We start from the raw sequence: 24028 nt of genomic DNA, 5'->3' as shown, positions 1-24028 counted from the left end.
GACATGCTCCGACTGACCCGAACTCTCGGGACGGCAGCCTTGCGCTTGCGCGAGGACTGGATCGAGAGCGTCACGCTGACCGCAACGCCAGAAGCGGTCGACCTCGTTGGAGTGACGCTCGAGGCGCGGCTTGTCGATCTTTATCGCCCCGATGAGGTCGCGTTGGTGATCCCCCTCGTGGACGCGGTTAACGACCCTCCTCCCGTCCGCCTTGAGATCGGGTCGCGCGCCACGAATGGCGACGTCGATCTGTTCCTGCGCGTGCCCGCGTCCGCCGTCGCCGATGCGCTGCGCCCCCACGACTACCGCCTCGACCTCTTCGCCACCGCTGACGGCCAAACCGGCTGTTTCGCGTCCGGCGTCCGACAATTCCGGGAGTAAGAAATGGCTATCACTGCATCCCGATTTCCGGGCGTTGCTGGCGTCACCCCGCGCGCATCCTATGCGCCGGGCGAGTGCGTCTGTCCGCGGTCGGGCGTCTATCACGACGGGAAGTACTGGTTCGCCCTGAGGGCCACGAGCGCGGTTCCGAGCGACACATCGCCTGACTGGCGCGCGCTGTTCGACCTCAGGCCCAATTTCGAGGCGTTCGATGGCGCGACGGCGGCGCGGGCGGCTGCGGAGGCCGCGGCGGATAGCGCGTCGCAGGCGGCTGAATCTGCTGGCGACTCTCGCGACAGCGCAGCGGCGGATCGGGAGGCTGTCGCCGGAATGGTCGACGACGTGGCGGCTTCCGCCACCGCCGCCGAGACGAGCGCAGGCGACGCCTCGGCGAGCGCGGCAACCGCCGGCGGGCATGCCGCCGCCGCGGAGACGGCGCAGGCGGCGGCGGCGGCCGACCGTGTTGCGACCTTGGCGGATCGTTCCGCGGCGGCGGCTTCCGCGAGCGCAGCGGGGGTATCTGCGACCGCGAGCCAGCAGGCGGCCGACCGCGCCGACGCGTCGGCCTCCGCGGCTGCGTCGGCGAGCAACCTTTACGTCTCCGTGGCGGAAGGCGAGGCGGCGACCTCGACCGGCGACGTCTTCAGCGTCGTGGCGACAGCCGCAGAGAACGCGATCGACATCCGCGTCCGTGGCGTCAACGGGTCGACGTTGCTCAAGACGCTCGTCGGCGTCGAGGCCTACCTGCTGCTCGCCGCCCGCGTGACCGCCTTGGAGCTGCTCTCGGGCAAGGCGCGTTTCGCCGTCGCCGACGCGGTCAGTACGGCGAACGACATTATCGTCAACCCGACGCCGCCGCTTGCCGCCCTCGTGGAGGGCGCTGAGGTCTGGTTCCAGGTGCAGATCGCCAGCGCTGGTCCGACGCGGCTCAACGTCAGCGGCCTTGGGCTAGTCGAGTTCCGTGGCCAGGGCGACACCGCCAACCTCGAAGGCGACTTGCAGCCGCCCCGCGTCTACGGCGCGCGTTACTCCGCGCAAAATTCGCGCTGGCGGATGATCAGCGGGGTGATCGGCTTCTACACGGCCAAGGCGCCAAGCTTCGCCATGACGAGGCGGCTCGAGCTGCACGAGGGATCCACCGGAAACCTTATTGTCGGCACGACCTCCGGTCCGGCAATTAGCCCGGACGATCTCCGGCTCAACAACGCGATCGTCGTCTACCGGCCAACGGTCCCTAACACCGACGCGGTCTACGCTCGCTTCAACGGCGATCCTGTCGATCGGCCGGTGCGCGACATGGACAACAACGCGCTGCCGGAGGGCGCCTTTCAACCGGGGACAGACTACTACCTCTTCGCCGAGGGGCAGCGTTACCGCGTCTTCGGCGTCGGCGGCCCCATTCCCAAAAAGTCAGACGTCGCCGCCCTCCAGACGCGGATGACCGCGGCCGAAACCGCCCTCGCAACCCTCCAGGCTGAGATCATCGACATGGCGCCAGAGAAGCTCAATCCCTACGAGGTCATGTCAACCGTCGGCACGCAGGCGAAGCGCGCGATTTACAGCGACGCGGGCCTGCGCCGCATGACCATCCAGAACAAATCGACCGACCCGAGCGGGCCGATGGTCGGTCTGCTGGACGGCGGCCGGACCCCGGCCTCGCTTGCGGACTGCAAGTACATTTTCCCGCCGCTGGGCGGCGAGACGCTTGTTTACACCGATGGGGACTTCCTCCTCGGCGATATCTATGTGATCGCCGATCAGGCCGACGCGGCGTTCTCGGTCGCCTTCGGCAGCACGTCGATCGCCGATCCGAACGTCACCGGGGGCTATGAGGCCGCGCTGGCGGCGCACCTGGCGCGTTACACTGCGACCCTTTCAACGGCGGCGCGGACGAAGATCACGGATGCCTTCCGCGCGCTCTGGTACGGCGGTGTCCTTCAGGCCATCGACGCCGCTGGCGGCGGCTTCTATACGCCGCGCGCGCCGAACCTCGCCGACAGCCGGATCAATTGGGCAGGCGCGCATCACACCCTGAATCCGTTGGGCGCTCCGGGACACACCGCCTGGTCGAATTGGATCTTCGACGGCGTCGACGACGGCTTTGAGACCGGGATCGGCGTGCTCGCTTCTGGCTCCGCGGGCATCACCGTCACGAACCACACGGCTTGGGCGATCGCGCCGGCGGGCGCCAAGGCCAGCAACAACACGCTGATCGGCTCGCAGCGTCTGCGGCTCGCGGTGAACCTGCTGAGCAGCACGAAGTTCCGTGTGACCGACTTCGGCGACAGCGTGCGGGGCAGCGGCCTCCAATACTCCGACGAGGCTTACCCGGCGACGCCCGCGACGGGCGGCCATCACTTTGTCTCGCGCAACGCCGCAGAGAAGACCATCGCCAGCTATATCAAGACCGACATCGAGATTCCGTCCGTTGTCGGCAACGCCGACAACGCTGGCTTCACGGTCAAAATCGGCTGTGGGTCGTCGACCGGAAACGCGCCAGCGAACTTCTTCCCCGGCGCGATCTACGGCGCCGGCGTGGCGCCATTCCTCACCAAGGCGCAGCGCGACCTCATCGTCGACACCGACGCGGCCTTCGCCGCCGCCATCGCAGCGGGGGTCTGAACCATGGCGACGATCCAGGCTGATTTCTACGTCTGCGGCGCGCAACTTGCCGGCCTCAACGCCGCGCTCGTCATCGCGAACGCCGGCTACAAGGTGGTCGTGGGCGAGTGGACCAACGAGTTCGGCGGCATGCTGGTGGCAGGCGTGCTTCAGGTCGACTATTCCAGCAACAACGCCTCGGGCCTGACGCTTGCGTTCTTTCGCGCGGTGCAGGCGCGCGCGGAGGCGCTCGGGCGGGTGTGGAACCCGGACCCGAACCACGATCTCGCGCTGCACAAGATCAGCGGCCTGCCGAAGAACATCTCGCCGCTGTGGGTGACCCACGTCATCGATACGATGTACGGGGCTCACCCGAACATCACGCTGCTGCGCGCGGTCGACATCGTCGACGTTCAGAAGACGACCCGCGCCGACGGCGCGACGCGGCACACCAGCCTGCAGCTGTCGAACGGCGACACGGTCACCTTCTCGCAGTGGGTCGACGCCTCCTATGAGGGCTGGCTGCAGATGCTGGCCGGGATCCCCCACGAATATGGCCGCACCGACCGGCTGCTGCACGGCGAGCCGAACGCCGGCGTCTCCACCTGGAACGTGCACGGCAACGACATCGTCGATTTCCCCGTCCGCACGGTCGAGGGCGACGTGCATCGACAGCGCACCTTCGCGCCGACGCAAGGCGACTTCCGGGGCTCGCTCACCTCCATGGGCCACAGCTGGCGCTTCGTGATGTCGACGATGCCCGACCGGGTCTCCTGGTCCTCGCTCGCCGGGCCGCTGGAGGATCTCGGCTACCGGCCGGCGATGTTCGCCGACTACATCAGCGAGCTGAAGCAGCGCGGCGCGAACAACATCGGCTACATCTCGTCGAGCCACCCCTTCGAGGGCGAGGAGCTCAACGGGCTTCACACCACAAACCCGACCAATCTCAACGAGCCGCTGATGGCGCGGAAATACCCGCGGATCCGGACCCCGGACGCCGCCCGCGCCTATTTCGACGAGATGTTCCTGACGACCTTCGGCAAGATCTACACGGCCTACAACTCGACCGAGCTGAACCCGCTGCTCAAGCAGAAGATGGACGTCTACGCCCTGCCGTCGCAGATCTACCAGACCCACTTCTGGCGGGCGCCCGGCATCCCGCCGCAGCCCTATCGACGGACGGTGCGTCGCCCAATCGGACCGGAGCGGATTACCTGGGACAACTTCAACCAGCCGAAGCCGGACGCTTGCGGCCCGCTCGGCTACAACTGCGACATCCACTACAACCACATCTACCATGACCCCGTGTCTGGCCTGACCTTCAAGGAGGGCGAGACGGAGCCGCACCTCACCGGCACGTGGCAGTACCCCATGAGTGGGCTAAAGCCTCATCCGAGGCACTCGGTAAACGGCCTGTTCGGCTGGATCGGCTCCGCGAGCGCGGTCATGGAGTCGGATTTGCGTATCGAGACCGTGATGGGGATGGTCGGCGAGATCGCCGGTCACATCGTGCTCGAGGCGCTCGAAACCGGCAAGGACGCCGGCGACGTCACCTATGCCGAAGTCCGCCCGCGGCTGCTCGCCGCCGGCTTCGTCCTGTCCTGAGGAGACCCTGATGGCGAAGTTCGGTTTCGTGCTGGTTCCCGGCGGCGGAGGCGGCGTTCCGTCGGCCGACGTCGTGACCTATTCGGCGCTCGCCGCGATGGGCGACGGCATGATGTTCATGAAGAACGGTGTGCCGTTCGCCGCGATCCCGCGGGGTATCTATCCTCTCGACATCACCGATCCTGACGGCGGCCTTGGCACGCCGCGCTTCGTCATGGCGCCGCCGACGCTGATGGGGCCGCGCTGGCGGCCTGACACGCCGCTGCAGGCGCTCAACGGCGCTGTAGCCGGCGATCAAGTGATCTACATGGGGCCATATCGGCGCTATGTAATCGAAAGGATCGACGTGATTGACGCGACCGCGACGCCGGGCGCGCTCACCTTCGGCGTCTACACGAAGGAGGGCGGGGCCGCGGGCGGCGGGCGGGCGGTGCTGCCGGCGGGAACGACGCTCGCGGGGCTGACCGGCGAGCTGCGGAGTCGCAAGACCTTCGCCGGCCTCGATGCGCCGGTGGAGAGCGAACACCTTTACCTCAACGTCACCACGCCCAACGCGGGCCCGCTCAGCTTCGTCATGATGTTCCACGGTCGCGTGCTCGCGGGGAACGACGAGTGATGACCCCTGCGACGAAGCACTGCCTGACGAGCGCTTCGGCCGAGTTGCTCGCGATCGGCCACGTGATCGCTGACGGCAACTGGCCCGCCGACGCGACCGGCGGCTGGGAGTGGCAGGTGGCGCAGGCGGCGTAAAACGCTTGCACGTCCGCGCCTGACTGCTGCAACGTGCGGCGTCAGTCAGGCAGCGGGGTAGGCGGATGGCGAAGGAACCGAACAGCGCAGGGCGCGTCTCGGGGTTTGTCGAGGGTCGCGAGGTCAGGGTCGGAAAGTCCTACAATCGGGGAGCCGACGCGACCTTCGGCCCCTCCGCCGTCCGCCTGCGCGGGCCGCAGGGGCTCCAAAGGTATCTGCTCAACGGGCTTATGCCTTCCGAGCGGTTCATCGGCGCCGACACCACGATCGTCGCCTTCGGAAGCTGTTTCGCAAACAACATCAGCAACTATCTGAACGATCTCGGCTTCAACGTCGCGACGAAGCGTGACACGATCGCCTACATCTCGAAGATGGGCGACGGCATGGTGAACACTTTCGCCATCCGTCAACAGTTCGAGTGGGCTTGGAACAATGTCGTTCCTAAGGCCGACCTCTGGCGCGGCTACAACGCGGAGGAGTTCGGCTACGACGAGGCCGTCCGGCTTAAGACAGCCGAGCTGTTCGACGCTGCGGACGTGTTCATCATCACGCTTGGGCTGTCGGAGATCTGGTACGACGAGGTCACCGGCGAAGTGTTCTGGCGCACCCCGCCGGACGACAAGCTGGACCCTACGCGCCACAAGTTCCGTCTCGCCGAGTTTGACGAGAGCTACGAAAACCTGAAAGCGATCCACTCCCTGATCCGGGAGAGGAAGCCCGAGGCGCACATCGTGTTCACGGTGTCGCCGATCGCGCTGGCGGCGACCTTCCGCGCGATCCCGTGCATCGTCGCGAACACGGAATCGAAAGCCATCCTGCGGGCCGCGCTCGGCAAGATGCTGCGCGAGCGGCAGGCGGACGACGACAAGCTCTTTTACTTCCCGTCTTACGAGATCGTCACCGAGGCATTCCGGCATCAGTTTGGCGCGGACCGCCGGCATCTGCACTCGCATGTGCTCGACCTCAACATGAAGGCTTTTGAGCGCTACTTCTGCAAGACTGAATTGGACGACGCGCGGCTATCGAAGGTCTACACCGCCGCGATCACGCTCGACAAAGAGCTTGGGGGCGATACCGCGAGCATAAAGCTCAAAGAGATGCGCGAGGCCAAGGCGACCAAGCGCGCGGCCTTGATCGCTCGGAAGAAGAGTGGCGCTGACAAGTCGGACCGCTTCACTAGGGTCAAAACGAAGACCTCCACCAAGGCCGAACGTATTGCCTCTCGGGAGGCGCGGATCGCGAAGCGCGCGAGCGCCGCGCAGCCTTAAGGGCAAATCATAGTCGCCATCAAAGCCGCCCTCCGGGGCGGCTTTTTTGTTGGAGCCCAGACATGGACCCCTACACCGAGACGCTGCCCGACGATGGCTTCGTCAACGACTGAGTTCGGCAAATTCTCTTTGCGCCTCATCACTTAAGCCGGCCTCGGCTTTGGCGAGAGCTGCACGCGCCGCTGGCACCCAAGGCGCATCAGAGTTTTCAGGCTCGCAGGCCAATGCGTGTTTTACTACCTCATAAAGGTCAAGTGACGCGGCGATCAGGTGCATATCTTCATTGGATGCGTCGCCGTCACCGTAAAGGAGCCGGTCAGGCGCTCCTAATTCTACAATGCCATAAGGCACGTAACGCCATGGGCCGTCAGTAAACTTCGCCATCTCGATCCCCATCCTGACTGGCGCAAGATAACACACATCGCCCCGCCCTCGCGCGGGGCTTTTTCATGCCCAAACATCGGAGACTGCCATGAACCGTGCTGCGTTCTTCGCGGCGGCGCGTGCGAAGCCGTTCGGCGGTTCGCTCTCACAGAGCGCTGTCGACGGCTGCGACGCCATCCTCGACGCATGGGAAACCTACGGGGACGGCGACGCGAACAAGCTCGCGTACCTGTTGGCGACCGCTTGGCACGAGAGCGACCGCTTCAAGACCATGACCGAGTACGCATCGGGCGCGGCCTATGAGGGTCGTAAGGACCTCGGGAACACGGTCGCTGGGGACGGGAAGCGCTTCAAGGGCCGCGGCTTCGTGCAGCTTACGGGCCGGCGGAACTATACCGATTGGGCGCAGCGGACCGGGATCGACATCGTCGCCAATCCAGACCTCGTGAAGGAGCGCCCGCTTGCGGCTCGCATCCTCGCCCAGGGCTGCATGCTCGGCACATTCACCGGCAAGAAGCTCGGCGACTACATCGGTGGCTCGAAGGTCGATTTCCCCAACGCCCGCCGTGTCATCAACGGCACCGACAAGGCCCCGCTCATCGCCGGCTATGCGGAGAGCTTCGCAGCCGCGATTAGAGCCGCCACGAAGGCCGTTCCGTCGCCTGAGCCTACACCCAAGCCCGCGCCTCTCCCGACAGCTCCTGACCCCGCTATCGGCACCGTGGGACAGTCGATCATCGCGAGCCTCACGATCGAGGTGCAGGACCTGAAGCGCCGCGTCGAGATCCTCGAAACGGCGCGGGGCTCGTGACCTCCCGCGCCATAATCCTCGCCACCCTCGCATCCCCCTTCGCGCTCGCGCTGGCCTGCGCGCTCATCGGAGCCTGACATGATCAACCTGTTCACACGGGCGGCCGTCTGCGGCCTGCTCGCGCTTTCGCTCGCCGGTTGCGGCTCTGCGGGAGCGCTCACCTACGCCAAGACCATCGACAGCGTCTGCGCGGCTGAGCCTGCGCTGTATGCGAGCTACGTCACCGTGGCTGTCGCTCGGAACGCCAGCCCCAAACGCCTTGCGACCGCGGCCGCGGCGCATGCCGTCGCGACCGACATCTGCCTCAACCGTCCCGCCGATCTCGTGCAGGGCGCTGCTGCGCTCGCCGCGGCCTACGCGACCATCGTCTCGGCCCGAGCCGAACTCTCCCGGAGTTAATGCCATGTCGAAAGCGATCACGAAGCCGCGGCTCGCCGACGCCGTCGAGGACGCTGTCCGCAATCTGCCAAACAGCGCGACGCCCGCCGAGGTCGCCAAGCGAGTCGTCACCGATCCTGCGATCTCGCCTGCCCTGAAGCCCGTCTCGCGGTGGGCGTCCGAGACGCTGCAGGGCATCACGGCGGCCGGCGCCGCGCAGCTTCTCCAGATCACCGGCTTCGCAAAGTCGATCGTGATCGCGGCGGGCTGGTTCGGCGCGACGTGGAACGCCGACGACGTTTCCACCGTGAGCACGACCGTCATCACGATCGCCGGCCTCGCCTATGCCTGGTACGGCCGCGAGACCACCACGCGCCCGCTGGCCTGACCGATTGATGGCTGACGATACCCCTGAGGTCGCCCCGACGCTCGGCGTCGCTACAAACCCCGAGATCGCGAGGCAGACGTTGGAACAGCTCAGGGCAAAGATCGACGCGATCTCAGACACCCTCCAAGAGACCATGCGTCGAAGCCAGCCACCGCAGCCCACAGGCTGGGGAGCCCTGCGCGCCGAGTGGTCCAAGCCCTCAGGCATCATCCCGCTCGCAGGGCTCATCCTGTCGTGCGCCTTGGGCGGCATCGGGCTCTACAACGCGATCGAGGCGAACACGAAGACGAACGCGGCGCAGGCTCAGATCCTCGAACCGCTCCCGCGGCTGATCGAACGCCTCAGCGACCGTATGGAAGCCGGTGAGTCCCGGCAGCGCGAGGAGCTTCTGGCCTGGCGCGAATGGCGGAAAGCGGTCGACCAGAGCATGCAGGCGACACGGGACAACGCCCTCTCGTCTCAGTCCAACTCGACGGAGATCAAGGGCCTCGACACGCGCATCAGCCGAGTGGTCGAACTGTTCCAGAGCACCATGAAGGAGCTTGCCGAAAAGCAGGAAGCCGCCACGCGCGAGACGAACCAGAAGCTCGAGCGCATCCTGATCGAGCAGGCCCAGGTGCGGACGCGTCTGGAGGGCAGGGCAGGCGCACAGCCCCCTTTTCTGGAAAGTCCGACGTGGAGAGGGTTCCCGGATCCATTCATCCTCAGGGCCGTCCTTCGCCCCGCGTTCCTCCGAGGGTGGATAGGGAGCGGTAGGCGGCCGTTCTAAGGCTTGGCGTCGCCGTCTTCGTTTGCTTCGGCCAAGGCCGCGTCCATGCGCGCTTTGATTCTCCCAGCAATCTCCGGCGCATCCTCGTTGAGCTTTTCCTGAAGACCAATCATACGATCCAGCGCGTCAAGTAACTCCTGCAATGTTTCATTAGAAAATGTGCCAGGAACTTCAAGATAAGGAGCTAATATTTTTGAATGTACGTCAGCTAGGTGTAGAGCGGCTTTTGTCACCTCATGATCTTTGTGAGACAGCAAGCCGATATCGACCAACTGACGGATTGCCTCGCCTCGCGATCTGATGCGGCACGAGAAACCCCAATCATCGATCGCCTTCAGCTCTGACGGGCTGAGAAGCACCTGGATGCGTTCGGACTTGAGTTCGTCGGCCATGGGGAAAACTCCTACCCGACCAGCGCAGCATGCGCAACCGGCTGGACATACGTATGTTACGTAGCTTACGCTTCAGTTAACGGGGCGGCGAGGCGTCCCATGGAGACCTTCATGGCTGACGCTGCTCGTGACCACCTGCGTGCTGTCGAAACCGTCGACCGCTCCACCCTGAGTTCCGAGACCTTGGACGCGCTGAACGCGCTACTCCAGGATCTTCACCGCCACGATCTGTCCATCGAAGGCCTGCTCCGCCGCGAGGAGATGCCGAAGATGTTCGATCCGATCGCCGCTCACGTGCCGCTCTTGATCAGCCAGGCCGAGGCCGTGATCGCGGGCATCGAGCGCGACCTTCGCTAGCGCCGAGCGCCCTCGAAGATCTCGCTCAGCGGCGCCTGGTCGACCATCAGCAGGTCGGCCCAGATCTGCGCCAGCTCCCGCCGGCGGTCCATGTGCTCGGCGCGGTTATAGGCTTTCTCGACCTTGTCCTTCGGCGCGTGCGCCAGCATCAGGTCGATGATCTGGCGGTCCGCCTTGAAGCGCTCGTTCATGATCGTAGAGAACGCCGCGCGCCAGCCATGCGGCACGTGCCGGCCGTGATACCCGGCTCGGTTCAGCAGATACCCGATCGCGTTCTCCGACATCGGCTTCGAGACGTGGCGATCGTTGGGGAACAGGAAGGCGCCGCGGCCCGTCTGGGAGCGCAAGACCTTCAGAGCCTCCACCGCCTGCATCGAGAGCGGGACGACGTGCTCCACCTTCATCTTCATCCGCGGCCCCGGCACGACCCACTGCGGGTCGTCGCCCTCTAGCCGCAGCTCGCCCCAGGCGGCGCCGCGCAGTTCGCCGGGCCGCAGCGCGGTCAGAGCCAGGATGCGCAGGGCCAGCTTGGTCACGGGGTGCGCCGGCGTCGCGTCCGCGTCGCGCAGCACCTGCCTCGCCTCGTCCAGGTCGGTCACCGCAGGCTGGCGCCCCTTCTTCGGGAGCGGAGCCATCGCCTTCTCTACCTGGGCGGCGGGATCATGCGTCGCGCGCCCCGAGGCGATGGCGAAGCCGAACACCGCGGACACGCGCTGCCTGACGCGGCGGGCGGTCTCCTTCGCTCCGCGGGCCTCGATCTTCCGCAGCGTCGTAAGCAGGGTCGGGGCGCCGATCTCCGGCAGGGCCTTTTCCCCCAGATCGGGGAAAACGTCGCGCTCGAGGCTCACGAGCACGTCGCTCGCATGCGTCTCCGTCCAGCGGCCGGCGTTCAGCGTGTGCCACTCCCGAGCGATGACCTCGAACGTCTCGGAGGGATTGGCGACCGGCTCCGCGGCGGCGGCGACCTCGCGCTTCTCGGCGGACGGGTCGCGGCCGGCCTTCACCGCGGCTCGCGCGGCCGCTCGGGCGTCGCGCGCCTCCGCGAGGCTGACGTCCGGGTACGATCCGATCGTCAGGAGCTTTTCTTTCCCCCCGACCTCGTAGCGGTAGCGCCACGATTTGCCGCCGGCGGTGGAGACGTAGAGGTGCAGGCCGGCCCCGTCGTTGAGCTTGTAGGGCTTCTCGGCGGCCTTGGCCTTCCGGATCTGGACGTCAGTCAGCGGCATCGCGCTCGGTTCCTATACCCGGTCCCGCTGTGCCCCCTACCCGGCTTTTGACCCGGTTTCGATCCGGATAGTCGGGTATGGCCGTGGACCGATTGAGAGACCCACCTTCGCCCCATCGCCTAGAAGATCTAAGCAATCTGGACCGTTGTGGATGATGGTATAGGAATATATGGCGGAGGGAGCGGGATTCGAACCCGCGATACGGTTTCCCGTATACACACTTTCCAGGCGTGCGCCTTCAACCACTCGGCCACCCCTCCGGAGCAGCGGGGAGTATCAAGCCGCGGGGGCGGTGACAAGCGGGGATGACCGAAACTTCGGCGATTGCCGCAGACGGCGCGCCGACCCATGTTCACACCGCGGCCGCAGAGGCCGCTTCGCACGCTCGATCCGACAGTCAAAAGGCCGCCGACGCCCATGATCCGCTTTCTGATTCGCCTGCTCGGCTTCCTCGTGCTGGCCGCCGGCTTCGTCGCATTGGTCGTCGACGGCGCGCGGGCGATCGCGTCCGGCGTGGTGACGCTGACGTCGCTGGAGACAAGCTGGGCGACGTTCGCGCCGGAAAGCCTGTCCAGCGCCAAGGCGGCCGCCGGCGGGGGCGCCGCGGCGTCGGTCGCCGACCCCATACTCGCCTTCCTGCTCTCCGCGCCGACCTTCGCGGTGCTGGTCGTGCTGGGCGTGGCGTTGATGCTTCTCGGCCGGCGCCCGCGCCGGCTGGTGGGCGTCACCCCGTAACGCCGGACCGCCGGCGCGAACTGACGAAAGAGTGGCGGCTCCCGCGCTTGCCCGGTCGTTTTGTGTGTGGCATGCGGGCTTGGGGGCTGCGCGCGCGACCGGAGACAGCCTGGCGCGCCGACGGGGGCTTGTAGGGTCATGATCGCACGCACGCTGGAGCGCGGCCTGTTCGCCAGCCGCTGGCTGATGGCGCCGTTCTACGTCGGCCTCGTCGTCGGCCTAGCGGTGCTGCTGGTGAAGTTCCTGCAGGAGCTCGTGCACTTCGCCCAAGGCGTGTTCGTCGCCACCGAAAGCCAAGTGATCCTGGGCGCGCTGTCGCTGATCGACCTGTCGCTGACGGCGAACCTGATCCTGCTGGTGATCTTCTCGGGCTATGAGAACTTCGTCTCGCGCATGGACCTGCACGACCAGAGCGAGCGGCCCGAGTGGATGGGCAAGGTCGATTTCTCCGGCCTGAAGATGAAGCTGATCGCGTCGATCGTCGCGATCTCCGCCATCCAGCTGCTGAAGTCTTTCATGGATCTCGGCGAGACCAGCGATCGCGACATCTACTGGATGACCATCGTCCACGTCGTGTTCGTGCTGTCGGGCGTCTTCCTTGCGCTGTCGGACTGGCTGACCGACGACGCCCACGGCAAGGCGGGCGACAGCCACGCGCCCAACCCCGAGGGCGAAACCGACAGCCAGGCGGCGGCCCGGCACGCGCGCGAGGGCTCCGGCGTCGCCCACGGCTGATCAGGCCCGCGGGCGCGCCCCGCGCTACGGGAGCGTTCAGCCCGGGGCCAGAGCGCGGCGCTCGGGCGACGGCGGACCAAGCCGAAATCGCGGGTCGGCGATCGGCCCCTCCACCCGGACGGGCGCGCGCAGAGGTGTTCCGCCGAGCGGCGCGAGTTGGCCCGCCAAGGCCAGCCGGCGCGTCGTGAGGTCCGCCGCGCCGGAGAGCGCGAGCGAAGCGAGCGGCCCGGACAGTTTCAAATCCTCGCTTCGGGCGACGCCATTTTCGATGATCGCGGTTCCCTCGGCCGAGGTCACATCCAGCCGGCTGGGCAGCCCGAACAGCGCCAGCGCCTTGGCCCGGAATCCGCCGATCGCCTTGTTGCTCACAAGCCGTGCGGAGGCGCGGCCGTCGAGGCTCGCGACGATCTCCGCGATCGACCCGCCGGCGCCCTCGAGCGCGAGGTCGCCGTCGACCACGCCCGACAGCCGCGTTCCGCTCGCCGCGCCCCCCAGCGCCCGCTCCGAATCGACGCCGCCCAACGTGAGGCCGACCTTCACCGACACCGTTCGGCCGTCCGGCCGGATCGTGGCCCCGCCGCGGACGACGCCGCCGTAGGCCGCGGCCTCGCCCACGCCGACGTCGAGCACGCCGTCGGCCACGCCCACGGTCGCCGCCGTCGGGCCCAGCTGGAAACCGCCGACCCGCACCGCGCCGGCGGAGAGTCTGAGGTCGAGGTCGACGGCGCGAAACGGGCGGGCGTCGAGCGGCGCGACGCTCCACAGGTCCGTGGAGCCGAACAGCGGCGCGAAGCCGTCGACGTAGTGCGTGACGTCCAGCGCGCCGGCGTCGAGCGTCGCCTCGATCAGAGGACGGCCGTTCCGGGCGCCGAAACGCGCCGCGCCGACCAGCGTGGCGTCGTCCACCACCAGCTCCGCGCCGGTGACCGAGACGCCGTTGCGGTCCACGGTCGCCCGACCGGAGAGGCTGACCTCGGCGAGCGGGGCGGCCAGCGCCGGCGCGGCGGAGCCGACCCAGGTGATCACGTCGCGCAGGGACGCGAGCCGGACGCCGAGCCCGCCTTCGAGGCGCGGGGATGCGCCGCCCGTCGCGGCGCCCTCGAACGCGAGCCGCGCGCCTGATGCGGTAAGCCGCAGTCTGGCGCCCGATCGACCGTCGGAGAGAAGCGCAAGCGGATCGCCGATCGAGGCGAGAGCCTCGACCCGCCGGCCGCGGAAGACGGCCGCGCCGGTGACCGACAATGGTCGGCCGGCGCGAGGCCAGACGGCCCCGGCGTCGACGTCGTCGAGCCGCCCGCCCGACCAGGTGACGACCGCGTCGCGCAGCCGGATCCGCGGCGGATGGGCGTCTGCAGGGGAACGCGCCTTCAGAAGAGCCGCGGCGCGCTTGAGGTCGATCGCCTCGGCGTCGATCGCGGGCGTCTTCAGTTCGAGCTCGTCCAGCTCGACCCGGCCCATCAGCAGGGCGCCGATCCGCGGCGTGGCGACCACGGCCCGCACGACGGCGATCGGCGTTCCCCGCGCGTCGGAAATCCGCACGTCCTCCAGCCGCAGCCGGGGCTTGGGAAACAGGACGAAGGAGTTCTCGCCGCGCGCCTCGACCACGAGATCGCCTCCGGCCGCGACGCTCGACCGCAGCGCCGCCTCGATGGCTCCGGGCGGCGTCCGCACGGCGACCGCGCCGAGGCCGGCGCCAAGCGCGAGCACCACGACGGCGAGGCCGAGAACGATGCGACGCATCGGAACGGCTCCCATGATGCGGAGGAGGACCGGAAGGGCGGGCGCCGCTTATACCGCCGCCGCGCCGAAGGGCCAACTCGCCCCCGGGCCGCCTCCTCTTCCCCGCGGCGCGGCCGAGCGTGTAGCTTTCGCAGCGATCACGCCCGCCTACCGCTCATCCCGGAGCCGCCCGCCCATGACGACCGACGCTTCCGCTCCGCTCTGGGCGCCGGACATGCCGCGCATGGCCTCCAGCGCCATGGCCAGCTTCGCCGACAGCGCCGCGGGGCGGGCCCGCCGCAGCCTCAAGACCTTCAAGGACTTGCACGCCTGGTCGATCGAGGACCGCGCCGGCTTCTGGGACCTCGTCTGGGACTTCTGCCATGTCGTCGGCGACAAAGGCGACCGCGTTCTCGAGAACGGCGACGCCATGCCCGGCGCGCAGTTCTTCCCCGACGCGCGGCTGAATTTCGCCGAGAACCTGCTGCGCCGCGACGGTCCCGGCGACGCCATCGTGTTCCAGGCGGAGGACAAGGCGACCGCGCGCCTGTCGTTCGACGAGCTGCGCGCGCTGGTCTCCCGCATCCAGCAGGCGCTGGTCGCCTCGGGCGTCGGCGAAGGCGACCGGGTGGCGGCGATGATGCCGAACCGGCCGGAGACCGTCGCCTTCATGCTGGCGGCCGCCTCGCTCGGCGCGATCTGGTCGTCCTGCTCGCCGGACTTCGGAGAGCGGGGCGTGCTGGACCGCTTCGGCCAGATCGAGCCCAAGGTCTTCGTCACGGTCGACGGCTACTGGTACGCCGGCAAGCGCATCGAGATCGCGGCGAAGCTGAAGCCCATCGTCGACGGCCTGCCGAGCGCGGCCCGCACCGTCGTCGTCCCCTATCTCGGCGTCGCCGACGGGGTGGCGGCCGGTCTTCGCGACGCGGTGTCGCTGGAGGTCTTCCTCGACGGGTTCGACGCCCGGGAGCTCACCTTCAAGCGCCTGCCCTTCGCGCATCCGCTCTACGTGCTGTTCTCCTCCGGCACCACCGGCGTGCCGAAATGCATCGTGCATTCGGCCGGCGGCGTGCTGCTGCAGCACCTCAAGGAGCATGTGCTGCACTCCGACATCCGGCCCGGCGACCGCGTGTTCTACTTCACCACCTGCGGCTGGATGATGTGGAACTGGCTGGTCTCGGGCCTCGCGGCGCAAGCCACGCTGCTGCTCTATGACGGCTCCCCGTTCCACCCGAGCCCCGCCGTGCTGTTCGACTTCGCAGACGCAGAAGAGATGACCTTCCTCGGGACCTCGGCGAAGTGGATCGATGGGGTGAAGAAGCAGGGTCTGCGCCCGCGCGACACCCACGACCTCTCCACGGTGCGCACCATCGCCTCGACCGGGTCGCCGCTCGCCGACTCCAGCTTCGACTGGGTCTACGAGGCGGTAAAAACCGACGTCCAGCTCGCCTCGATCTCGGGCGGCACCGACATCGTCTCCTGCTTCGTGCTCGGCAATCCGCTCGATCCGGTGTGGCGCGGCGAGATCCAGGGGCCGGGCCTCGGGCTCGCGATCGCCGTGCTCGACGACGACGGCCGGCCGCTGGCCTCCGGCAAGGGCGAGCTGTCCTGCGTGAAGGCCTTCCCGGCCATGCCGATCGGCTTCTGGAACGACCCCGACGGCGCGAAGTACCGCGCGGCCTATTTCGAGCGCTTCGACAACGTCTGGGTGCACGGCGACTTCGCGGAGTGGACGGCGCACGGCGGACTGATCATCCACGGCCGCTCGGACGCGACGTTGAACCCTGGCGGCGTGCGCATCGGCACGGCGGAGATCTACGCCCAGGTCGAGAAGATGCCCGAGATCGTCGAGGCGCTCTGCATCGGGCAGGATTTCGACGACGACGTCCGCGTGGTGCTGTTCGTGCGGCTGGCCGAGGGCGCGACGCTGGACGAGGACCTGACCAAGCGGGTGAAGACGCGCATCCGCGAGGGCGCCTCGCCGCGGCACGTGCCGGCCAGGGTGGTCGCGGTCTCCGACATCCCGCGCACCAAGTCCGGCAAGATCGTGGAGCTCGCCGTGCGCGAGGTGGTGCACGGCCGCGCCGTGAAGAACAAGGACGCGCTGGCGAACCCCGAGGCGCTCGACCTCTACGCCGACCTGGAGGCGCTGAAAAGCTGAGGACGCCCCATACGCGGGCCGGACGAACTCGGGGATCCCTCCTCGAGCGCCAGCTCGGGGAGGGTGGCCTCGGCTCGGCCGAGGTCGGGTGGGGCCTGGGGCGTGAAGCGCGGCGGTCGGGATTGATCCTGCGCCCACCCCACCCGGCCGGGCTTCGCCCGTCCACCCTCCCCTTCCGGGGGAGGGACGCCCGCGCCTCGTCCTGTGACGTTCATAACGCCCTCCCCAATTGACAGCCCCGGCCGCGCGTCCCAAACGTCCGAGCCTGTCTCTATCCCTCTCCGCGGAGCCCGCACCCATGAGCCATGCCGACATCGCCGCCGTGATCGACGACGCCTGGGAGCGCCGGGCGGAGATCGGCGCGACCACCACGGGGCCCGTGCGCGAAGCGGTCGAGCACGCGCTGTCGTCGATGGACAAGGGCCACCTGCGCATCGCGGTGCCGGAGAACGGCAAGTGGACCGTGCACCAGTGGGTCAAGAAGGCCGTCCTGCTGTCGTTCCGCCTCAACGACATGGAGCGCATCCCCGGCGGGCCCGGCCAGTCCGCCTGGTGGGACAAGGTGCCCTCCAAGTTCGAGGGCTGGGGCGACGAACAGTTCAAGGAGGCCGGCTTCCGCGCCGTGCCCGGCGCGATCGTGCGCCGCTCGGCCTATGTGGCTCCGGGCGTGGTGCTGATGCCGTCCTTCGTCAACGTCGGCGCTTATGTGGATAGCGGCACGATGGTCGACACCTGGGTGACGGTCGGCTCCTGCGCCCAGATCGGCAAGAACGTGCATCTCTCCGGCGGCGTCGGCATCGGCGGCGTGCTCGAGCCGCTGCAGGCCGGCCCCGTCATCATCGAGGACGACTGCTTCATCGGCGCGCGCTCCGAGGTCGTGGAGGGCGTCATCGTCCGCAAGGGCTCGGTGCTGTCCATGGGCGTGTTCATCTCGGCGACCACCAAGATCATCGACCGCGCCACCGGCGAGGTCTTTGTCGGCGAAGTGCCGGAGTACTCGGTCGTCGTCCCCGGCTCGCTGCCCGGCAAGCCGCTGCCGAACGGCCAGCCCGGCCCCTCGCTCTACTGCGCGGTGATCGTAAAGCGCGTCGACGCCCAGACCCGCTCCAAGACCGCCATCAACGAGTTGCTCAGGGACTGAGGGCGAAAGCCCCCTCACCCGGCCCTGCGGGCCGACCTCTCCTCGCCGGGGAAAGGTGAAGAACGGAGCCGCTTCCTTACCTCTCCCCAGCGGGGAGAGGTCGGCATCGCGTCAGCGATGACGGGTGAGGGGGCGCCTCGCGGGAGAACGCGCGCGATGCCCATCGACCCCCGAGATCCCGTCGCGGTCGCGCAGGCGCTGATCGCCTGCCGGAGCGTGACGCCCGAGGAAGGCGGAGCCCACGCCCTGCTGGAGCGGCTGCTGGCGCCGCTCGGCTTCGAGATCCACCGCCCGGTGTTCTCCGACGAGGGCACGCCGGACATCGCGAACCTCTACGCCCGGCGCGGCGCCGGCGAAGCCTTCGTGTTCGCCGGCCACACCGACGTGGTCCCGCCCGGCGACGAGGCCCGCTGGAGCCATGAGCCGTTCTCAGGGACGATCGTCGGCGACGAGCTCTACGGCCGCGGCGCGGTCGACATGAAGGGCGCGGTGGCCTGCATGGTGGCCGCGGTCGCCCGCGCGCTCGAGGGCGGCGGCGAGCTCGGCGGGCCGGTCGCCTTCCTCATCACCGGCGACGAGGAAGGTCCGGCGATCAACGGCACGGCGAAGCTGCTGGAATGGGCGCATGCGCGCGGCGAGCGTTTCTCCGGCTGCCTGCTGGGCGAGCCCACGAACCCTGAGGCCTTGGGCGACGTCGCGAAGATCGGTCGCCGCGGCAGCCTGTCGGGCGTGGTCACGCTTCCCGGCCTGCAGGGCCACGTCGCGTACCCCCACCTCGCCCGCAATCCCGTCCGGGAGCTCGCGCCCGCGCTCACCGCGCTGATGGGCGAGCCGCTGGACGAGGGGACGGAGCACTTCGAGCCGTCGAACCTCGAGGTCGTCGGCGTCCGCAGCGGGACGGGCGCCTACAACGTCATCCCCGGCGACGCCGCCCTGCAGTTCAACGTGCGCTACAACGATCTCCACACCTCGGCGAGCCTGATGGCGCTGATCGCCGAGCGGCTCGACGACGCCATCGGCGCGGGCAACTACGCGCTCGCCTTCGAGCGGCCGAACGCCGAGGCCTTCCTGACGCCGCAGGGTCCGCTGGTCGAGACGCTCTGCGCGGCCGTCGAGGCCGAGACCGGGCGGCGGCCGGCGCTCACCACCGGCGGCGGCACCTCCGACGCGCGGTTCATCAAGAGCTACTGCCCGGTGGTGGAGTTCGGCCTCGTCGGCCAGACCATGCACCAGATCGACGAGCGGGTGGCGGTCGCCGACCTCGAGACGCTGACGCGCATCTACCAGCGGGCGCTCGCGACCGCCTTCGGCTGAACGGGAGCGCTCAGCCGAACACCTTCTGGTTCGCTGGCCGGGCGGCGATCCGCACGAGGTAGTCGTCGAAACGCTTCGGTTCGGGAAGCCGCCCCCAGGACCGCGTCCACCCGAGCATCGACCCGACCATGACGTCGGCCGCGGTGAAACGAGCGCCGACGATGTAGGGCGTCCGGGCGAGCTGCGCCGCGATGCGCGCCACCGTCGCCTCGAAGGGCGGCCACCCGATCGCCGAGGCGGGCGGCGGAGACGCGCGTGGGTAGGCGGCGTCGGCGAGCGCGGGCTCCACCGCCGCCGCCATGTAGACGATCCAGTTCAGGTAGGCGCCGCGCGCCGGGTCGCTCGGCGGCGGCGCGAGGCCGTCCACCGCCGCGGCATCGGCGACATGGATCACGATCGCCGCGCTTTCGGTCACCACGGTCGACCACGTCCCGTTGGGACCACGGTCGATCAGCGTCGGCAGCTTGCCGTCCGGGTTGAGCGCCAGGAAGTCCGGCGCCTTGTGGGTGCGCGCTTCGAAGTCGTGGGCGACGAGTTCGTAAGCCTCGCCGCTTTCCTCGAGCAGCCACCGCACCCGCTGCGCGCGCGACTGCGGATGGTGATGCAGGACGAAGCGCGGGGCCACCGCGGCTCAGACCTGCGCCTGACGGCCGGCGAGCAGATCGCGGATTTCGCCGAGCAGCTTCACGTCCTGCGGCGTCTCGGCGACGGCGGCGGGCTTTGCCTCTTCTTTTTTCTTCAAGCGGTTCACCGCCTTGATGATCAGGAACAGGATGAAAGCGATGATCGCGAAGTTGATGGCGATCGTCAGGAAGTTACCGTAGGCGAGAACCGCGCCCTGCTTCTTGGCCTCGGCCAGCGAGGTGGCGTTGACGGCGGAGGACAGGCCGAGGAAGTAGTTCGAGAAATCCAGCCCGCCGACGATCGAGCCGATGATCGGCATGAAGATGTCGCCGACGAGGCTTTCAATGATCTTGCCGAAGGCCGCGCCGATGATGACGCCGACCGCGAGGTCGACGACGTTGCCCTTCATGGCGAACTCTTTGAATTCCTGGAGCACCGACATGTCTGACCCTCAACGCTGCGCCGGCCTTGGCCGAATGATCACTGGACGTTAACGGAGGTTTGACGGAAGGCAAGGCGACGAAGTTCTTGACGGTTGATGCAGTCCTGGCGAACGCCGCCAGTGTATGGTCGCCGGGTCGGACGTAAGAAGCCGGGAGACGGACGCGTGCAGGGCTGGATCATCGTCGCGGTCGCCGCCGCCTACCTCGCCCTTCTGCTCGGCGTCGCGGCCTATGGCGAGGCGCGGCGGCCGGCCTGGCTCGCCGGCCGCATCCGCCCGCATCTCTATGCGCTCGGTCTCGGCGTCTACTGCACCGCCTGGGCCTTCGCCGGCTCGGTCGGCCTGGCGGCGAACTCAGGCTGGACCTTCTTCGCGCTGACGCTCGGCGCAGTGGTCGCGATCGGCGCGTTCCGGCCGCTCGTCGCGCGGGTGGTCCGGCTCGCCAAGGCCAACAACATCACTTCGATCGCCGACCTGATCGGCGCCCGCTACGGCAAGAGCCAACGGGTCGCGGGTCTCGTCGCGATCGCCGCCGTGATCGGCGCGACGCCCTATCTCGCGCTGCAGCTCAAGGCCATCACCCTCGCGCTCGGAACGGCGCTGGGGCGCGATCTGCCGGTCGATCCCGCGCTCGCCGCCGCGCTCGCGCTCGCGGTCTTCGCCTGCCTGTTCGGCACCCGGCAGGTGGAGGCGACCGAGCGCCACGAGGGGCTCATGCTGGCGATCGCGACTGAATCGGTCGTGAAGCTCGGCGCGTTCCTCGCCGTCGGCGCTTTCGTGGTCTGGAGCCTGTTCGACGGCCCGACGGACCTCTATGCTCGGGCGTCCGCGGCCGGCGTGCTGGCGCCCTTCGAGCACGCGCCGTCCGCCGCCTCCTTCGCCGCGCTCGCGTTGCTCTCGTTCCTCGGCGCCTTCCTGCTTCCGCGCCAGTTCCACGTGACGGTGGTCGAGGCCCGCGACGCCGACGAGACCGCCACGGCCGCCTGGCTGTTCCCGCTCTACGCCGTGGCTATGAGCCTGTTCGTCGCGCCGATCGCGGCGGCGGGGCTGACGACCTTCGGAGCCGGGCGCGGGGTCGACCCGGACGTCTACGTGCTCGCCCTGCCGCTCGCCGCCGATGCGCCCTGGGTCGCGGTGATTGCGCTCACCGGCGTGCTGTCGGCGGCGACCGCGATGGTGCTGGTGGAGAGCGTCGCCCTCTCCATCATGGTGTCGAACGACCTCGTCATTCCCGCCCTGCTGAAGGGCCCCGAGACCTCCCGGCCGGACATGAGCCGCCGGCTGCTCGGCTTCCGGCGGCTCGCGATCGTGGTGATCCTGCTGGGCGCCTACGCCGCCCACCGGCTGGCGGGCGCCGCGCAGCTGGCGAGCCTCGGCCTGCTGTCGCTGGCGGCGATCGCGCAGCTCGCTCCCGCCTTCTTCGGCGGCCTCGCCTGGCGGCGCGCGACGGCGCGCGGCGCGATCGCCGGTCTCTCCGTCGGCCTTGTGACATGGGCCTGGACGCTCGCCGTCCCGGCTCTCGCCAGCCACTGGCCGGGTTCCGTCGCGTTCCTGGACGACGGGCCCTACGGCCTCGCATGGCTCGCGCCGCGCAGCCTGTTCGGCGCCGGCATGGACGATCCCCTGGCCCATGGCGTGTTCTGGAGCCTGCTGCTCAACACGCTCGCCTTCGTGCTCGTCTCCCTGCTCCGCGCGCCGTCCCAGATCGAGAGCCAGCAGGCGGAGGCCTTCTCGGACGGCGGCGCGCCGCCTGCGCCCGCACAGGCCGCCGGCAGCTTCCGCCCCTGGCGCTCGCGCGTGACGACGAGCGACCTCGTCCAGACCGTCGGACGTTACCTCGGCGCCGACCGGGCCGACCGGGCCTTCGCCGGCTTCGCCCGCGGCCGCGGCGTGCCGCTGGAGCCGAAGGCGGAGGCCGACGTGCAGACGCTGCGCTTCGCCGAACACCTGCTCGCCTCCGCCATCGGCGCCGCCTCCTCGCGCCTCGTGCTATCGCTGCTGCTCAGCCGCCGCAACGTGACGACCCAGGACGCTCTGCGGCTGCTCGACGACGCCTCCGCCGCCATGCAGTCGAACCGCGACGTGCTGCAGACCGCGCTCGACAACGCCCGCCAGGGCATCACCGCGATCGACGGCGACATGAAGCTGGTCGCCTGGAACCGCGAGTTCCGGGAGCTGTTCGACCTGCCGGAACAGATGATCCACGCCGGCGTCGGCCTCGACGACATCTTCCGCTTCAACGCCGCTCGCGGACTCTACGGCCCGGTGCACGAGGAGGAGTTCGTCGCCGACCGCATCCAGCGCTTCGTGGTGCGGCTGGAGACCCTGCGCACCCGCCTGCAGCCCTCGGGGCGCGTGATCGAGATCCGCTCCGCCCGCATGCCGGATGGCGGCGTAGTGACGACCTACACCGACATCACCGAGACGGTGAACGCCCAGCAGGCGCTGGAGCTTGCGAACGAGAACCTCGAGCGCCGGGTGCGCGAGCGCACCCGCGAGCTGACGCGTCTGAACCAGGAGCTCGCCCGCGCCAAGACGGTGGCCGACGAGGCCAACATCTCGAAGACGCGCTTTCTCGCGGCCGCCAGCCACGACATCCTGCAGCCGCTGAACGCCGCGCGGCTGTTCGCGACCAGCCTGGTGGAGCGGACGACGCCCGAGGAGGACTTCGGCCGGCTGTCGCGCAACGTCGACGCCTCGCTGGACGCGGTCGAGGAGATCCTCTCCGCCCTGCTCGACATCTCGCGGCTCGACACCGGCGCGATGAAGCCCGAGCTCTCGGTGTTCCGCCTCGACGAGATCACCGGCCAGCTCGGCCGCGAGTTCGCGCCGGTCGCGGCCGACAAGGGACTGAAGCTCGCGGTGGTGCCGACCAGCCTCGCCGTGCGCTCCGATCGCCGGCTGCTGCGCCGCCTGCTGCAGAACCTCGTTTCCAACGCCATCAAGTACACGCCGGCCGGCCGCGTCATCGTCGGCGTGCGCCGCCTGCCGGACAGCCGGATCCGGGTCGAGGTGTGGGACACCGGCCTCGGCATCGCCTCGGGCCAGCAGCAACTGGTGTTCCGCGAGTTCAAGCGCCTCGAACAGGGCGCCAAGGTCGCCCCGGGGCTCGGCCTCGGCCTCTCGATCGTGGAGCGCATCGCGCGCGTGCTCGACCATCCCCTGACGCTGCGCTCCAAGCCGGGGATGGGCTCGGTGTTCTCGATCGAGCTGCCGACCGCGGTGGCGCTGCCCGCGCCGAAGCCCGTCGAGGGTCTCGTCGGCTCGCGCGGCGCCGCGCTTGTCGGCCTCGTGGTGCTCGCGATCGACAACGAGCCGGCGATCCTCGACGGCATGGCGACCTTGCTGAGCGGCTGGGGCTGCACCGCGCTCACCGCCGCCAACCAGCGCGAGGCCGAAGCGCTGATGCGCGCGCGCAAGCTGACGCCCGACGCGCTGCTGGCCGACTACCACCTCGACGAGGCGGACGGGCTGGAGGCGATCGTCAACCTGCGCTGGAAGCTCGGGCAGCCGATCCCTGCGATCCTGATCACCGCTGATCGATCGCCGGGCCTGCGGGAGCAGGCGGCGGAGAAGGACGTCCAGGTGCTTCCGAAACCGATCCGTCCCGCCGCGCTCCGCGCATTGCTCGCCCAGCTCCTCGCCCAACGCGCCGCGGCGGCGGAGTGAGGATCTCATGACCACGGGGTGAAGCGCGGGGATCCCTCCCCCGGAACGGGAGGGTGGACGGGCGAAGCCCGGCCGGGTGGGGTGGGCTCAGAACGACGCCCTGCCGCCGCTGAGGTGCTCTACGCCCAAGACCCCACCCGACCTTGGCTTCGCCAAGGCCACCCTCCCCAAGCTTCGC

Annotated in this window: 24 protein-coding genes and 1 tRNA gene; 17 read left to right on the top strand and 8 right to left on the bottom strand. The window is 68.8% G+C overall.

Annotation, left to right across the window (positions count from 1 at the left end; translation table 11 throughout):
* The first annotated feature begins 45 nt into the window (after positions 1–45).
* The gene (locus tag K244_RS0118515; protein ID WP_024816286.1) at positions 46–381 is read left to right on the top strand and encodes a hypothetical protein; all 336 of its coding nucleotides are present in this window, start codon (positions 46–48) and stop codon (positions 379–381) included.
* 101 nt (positions 382–482) lie between these two features.
* Here the strand turns inward: K244_RS0118515 and K244_RS23720 are convergent, their stop codons facing one another.
* On the bottom strand, positions 483–971 hold the full coding sequence (locus tag K244_RS23720) for a hypothetical protein (protein WP_155931825.1): 489 nt from the start codon (positions 969–971) through the stop codon (positions 483–485).
* A 13-nt stretch (positions 972–984) separates the two neighbouring features.
* Here K244_RS23720 and K244_RS0118510 point away from each other — a divergent pair, with 13 nt between their 5' ends.
* The 5 genes from K244_RS0118510 (at position 985) to K244_RS0118490 (ending at position 6605) form a co-directional block, all read left to right on the top strand.
* Complete coding sequence (locus K244_RS0118510; RefSeq protein WP_155931823.1) at positions 985–3003, top strand: hypothetical protein; 2019 nt, start codon at positions 985–987, stop codon at positions 3001–3003.
* A gap of 3 nt (positions 3004–3006) precedes the next feature.
* The gene (locus tag K244_RS0118505) at positions 3007–4587 is read left to right on the top strand and encodes an FAD-dependent oxidoreductase (RefSeq protein WP_020187782.1); all 1581 of its coding nucleotides are present in this window, start codon (positions 3007–3009) and stop codon (positions 4585–4587) included.
* Positions 4588–4597: 10 nt separating this feature from the next.
* Positions 4598–5203, top strand: a complete 606-nt coding sequence (locus K244_RS0118500; protein ID WP_155931821.1) for a hypothetical protein — start codon at positions 4598–4600, stop codon at positions 5201–5203.
* Positions 5203–5337 (top strand): hypothetical protein, encoded by a 135-nt coding sequence (locus K244_RS24355; protein WP_020187780.1) that lies wholly within the window; start codon positions 5203–5205, stop codon positions 5335–5337. Before K244_RS0118500 ends, K244_RS24355 begins: the two co-directional genes overlap by 1 nt.
* 65 nt (positions 5338–5402) lie before the next feature.
* Entirely contained in the window at positions 5403–6605 is a 1203-nt protein-coding gene (locus tag K244_RS0118490; RefSeq protein WP_020187779.1) for a GSCFA domain-containing protein, read from the top strand.
* Positions 6606–6707: 102 nt separating this feature from the next.
* Here K244_RS0118490 and K244_RS23715 read toward each other — a convergent pair whose 3' ends face one another.
* Entirely contained in the window at positions 6708–6989 is a 282-nt protein-coding gene (locus K244_RS23715; protein WP_155931819.1) for a hypothetical protein, read from the bottom strand.
* A gap of 88 nt (positions 6990–7077) precedes the next feature.
* On the opposite strand from K244_RS23715, the gene K244_RS22295 reads away from it, so the two are divergent.
* From K244_RS22295 to K244_RS0118460, 4 genes are all read left to right on the top strand, one after another.
* A complete protein-coding gene (locus tag K244_RS22295; RefSeq protein ID WP_020187778.1) occupies positions 7078–7800 on the top strand; it encodes a glycoside hydrolase family 19 protein in 723 nt (240 codons plus the stop codon).
* A gap of 78 nt (positions 7801–7878) precedes the next feature.
* Complete coding sequence (locus K244_RS0118470; RefSeq protein WP_020187777.1) at positions 7879–8199, top strand: hypothetical protein; 321 nt, start codon at positions 7879–7881, stop codon at positions 8197–8199.
* A gap of 4 nt (positions 8200–8203) precedes the next feature.
* Positions 8204–8566 carry a hypothetical protein gene (locus K244_RS22290; protein WP_020187776.1) on the top strand — a complete coding sequence of 121 codons (363 nt, stop codon included), beginning with the start codon at positions 8204–8206 and terminating at the stop codon, positions 8564–8566.
* 7 nt (positions 8567–8573) lie between these two features.
* A complete protein-coding gene (locus K244_RS0118460) occupies positions 8574–9335 on the top strand; it encodes a hypothetical protein (RefSeq protein WP_020187775.1) in 762 nt (253 codons plus the stop codon).
* Here K244_RS0118460 and K244_RS23710 read toward each other — a convergent pair.
* Entirely contained in the window at positions 9332–9727 is a 396-nt protein-coding gene (locus tag K244_RS23710; RefSeq protein WP_155931817.1) for a hypothetical protein, read from the bottom strand. The genes K244_RS0118460 and K244_RS23710 overlap by 4 nt on opposite strands.
* A gap of 99 nt (positions 9728–9826) precedes the next feature.
* Here K244_RS23710 and K244_RS0118450 point away from each other — a divergent pair, with 99 nt between their 5' ends.
* On the top strand, positions 9827–10084 hold the full coding sequence (locus K244_RS0118450) for a hypothetical protein (RefSeq protein WP_020187774.1): 258 nt from the start codon (positions 9827–9829) through the stop codon (positions 10082–10084).
* Here the strand turns inward: K244_RS0118450 and K244_RS0118445 are convergent.
* Together K244_RS0118445 and K244_RS0118440 are read right to left on the bottom strand one after the other, a co-directional pair.
* Positions 10081–11310 (bottom strand): integrase arm-type DNA-binding domain-containing protein, encoded by a 1230-nt coding sequence (locus tag K244_RS0118445; protein WP_020187773.1) that lies wholly within the window; start codon positions 11308–11310, stop codon positions 10081–10083. The two genes, K244_RS0118450 and K244_RS0118445, sit on opposite strands and share 4 nt — an antisense overlap.
* A 170-nt stretch (positions 11311–11480) precedes the next feature.
* Positions 11481–11570: transfer RNA gene (locus tag K244_RS0118440), tRNA-Ser, on the bottom strand.
* A 157-nt stretch (positions 11571–11727) separates the two neighbouring features.
* On the opposite strand from K244_RS0118440, the gene K244_RS0118435 reads away from it, so the two are divergent.
* Both K244_RS0118435 and K244_RS0118430 read left to right on the top strand, forming a co-directional pair.
* Positions 11728–12045: a hypothetical protein gene (locus tag K244_RS0118435; RefSeq protein ID WP_020187772.1), complete on the top strand. Its 318-nt coding sequence runs from the start codon at positions 11728–11730 to the stop codon at positions 12043–12045.
* A gap of 138 nt (positions 12046–12183) precedes the next feature.
* Entirely contained in the window at positions 12184–12780 is a 597-nt protein-coding gene (locus K244_RS0118430; protein WP_020187771.1) for a TIGR00645 family protein, read from the top strand.
* A gap of 36 nt (positions 12781–12816) precedes the next feature.
* Here the strand turns inward: K244_RS0118430 and K244_RS0118425 are convergent, their stop codons facing one another.
* Positions 12817–14520 carry an AsmA-like C-terminal region-containing protein gene (locus tag K244_RS0118425; RefSeq protein ID WP_020187770.1) on the bottom strand — a complete coding sequence of 568 codons (1704 nt, stop codon included), beginning with the start codon at positions 14518–14520 and terminating at the stop codon, positions 12817–12819.
* A gap of 175 nt (positions 14521–14695) precedes the next feature.
* On the opposite strand from K244_RS0118425, the gene K244_RS0118420 reads away from it, so the two are divergent.
* The 3 genes from K244_RS0118420 to dapE all read left to right on the top strand — a co-directional run bounded on the left by K244_RS0118420 (position 14696) and on the right by dapE (position 19115).
* Positions 14696–16660: an acetoacetate--CoA ligase gene (locus K244_RS0118420; protein ID WP_020187769.1), complete on the top strand. Its 1965-nt coding sequence runs from the start codon at positions 14696–14698 to the stop codon at positions 16658–16660.
* A 298-nt stretch (positions 16661–16958) separates the two neighbouring features.
* A complete protein-coding gene (dapD, locus tag K244_RS0118415; RefSeq protein ID WP_020187768.1) occupies positions 16959–17801 on the top strand; it encodes a 2,3,4,5-tetrahydropyridine-2,6-dicarboxylate N-succinyltransferase in 843 nt (280 codons plus the stop codon).
* A 162-nt stretch (positions 17802–17963) separates the two neighbouring features.
* Positions 17964–19115 carry a succinyl-diaminopimelate desuccinylase gene (dapE, locus tag K244_RS0118410; protein WP_024816605.1) on the top strand — a complete coding sequence of 384 codons (1152 nt, stop codon included), beginning with the start codon at positions 17964–17966 and terminating at the stop codon, positions 19113–19115.
* A 10-nt stretch (positions 19116–19125) separates the two neighbouring features.
* On the opposite strand, the gene K244_RS0118405 is transcribed toward dapE, so the two are convergent.
* A complete protein-coding gene (locus K244_RS0118405) occupies positions 19126–19740 on the bottom strand; it encodes a glutathione S-transferase family protein (protein ID WP_020187766.1) in 615 nt (204 codons plus the stop codon).
* A 6-nt stretch (positions 19741–19746) separates the two neighbouring features.
* Entirely contained in the window at positions 19747–20175 is a 429-nt protein-coding gene (gene mscL, locus K244_RS0118400; protein ID WP_024816604.1) for a large conductance mechanosensitive channel protein MscL, read from the bottom strand.
* 171 nt (positions 20176–20346) lie between these two features.
* Here mscL and K244_RS0118395 point away from each other — a divergent pair, with 171 nt between their 5' ends.
* Positions 20347–23850, top strand: coding sequence for a PAS domain-containing hybrid sensor histidine kinase/response regulator (locus K244_RS0118395; RefSeq protein WP_020187764.1), 3504 nt, complete (start codon positions 20347–20349; stop codon positions 23848–23850).
* Positions 23851–24028: the final 178 nt, after the last annotated feature.

The sequence above is a fragment of the Methylopila sp. 73B genome (assembly GCF_000526315.1).
In the GTDB taxonomy this organism is placed as follows: domain Bacteria; phylum Pseudomonadota; class Alphaproteobacteria; order Rhizobiales; family Methylopilaceae; genus Methylopila.
The sequence above is the reverse complement of the archived record's forward strand: the minus strand, read 5'-3'. Positions and strand labels throughout refer to the sequence as shown.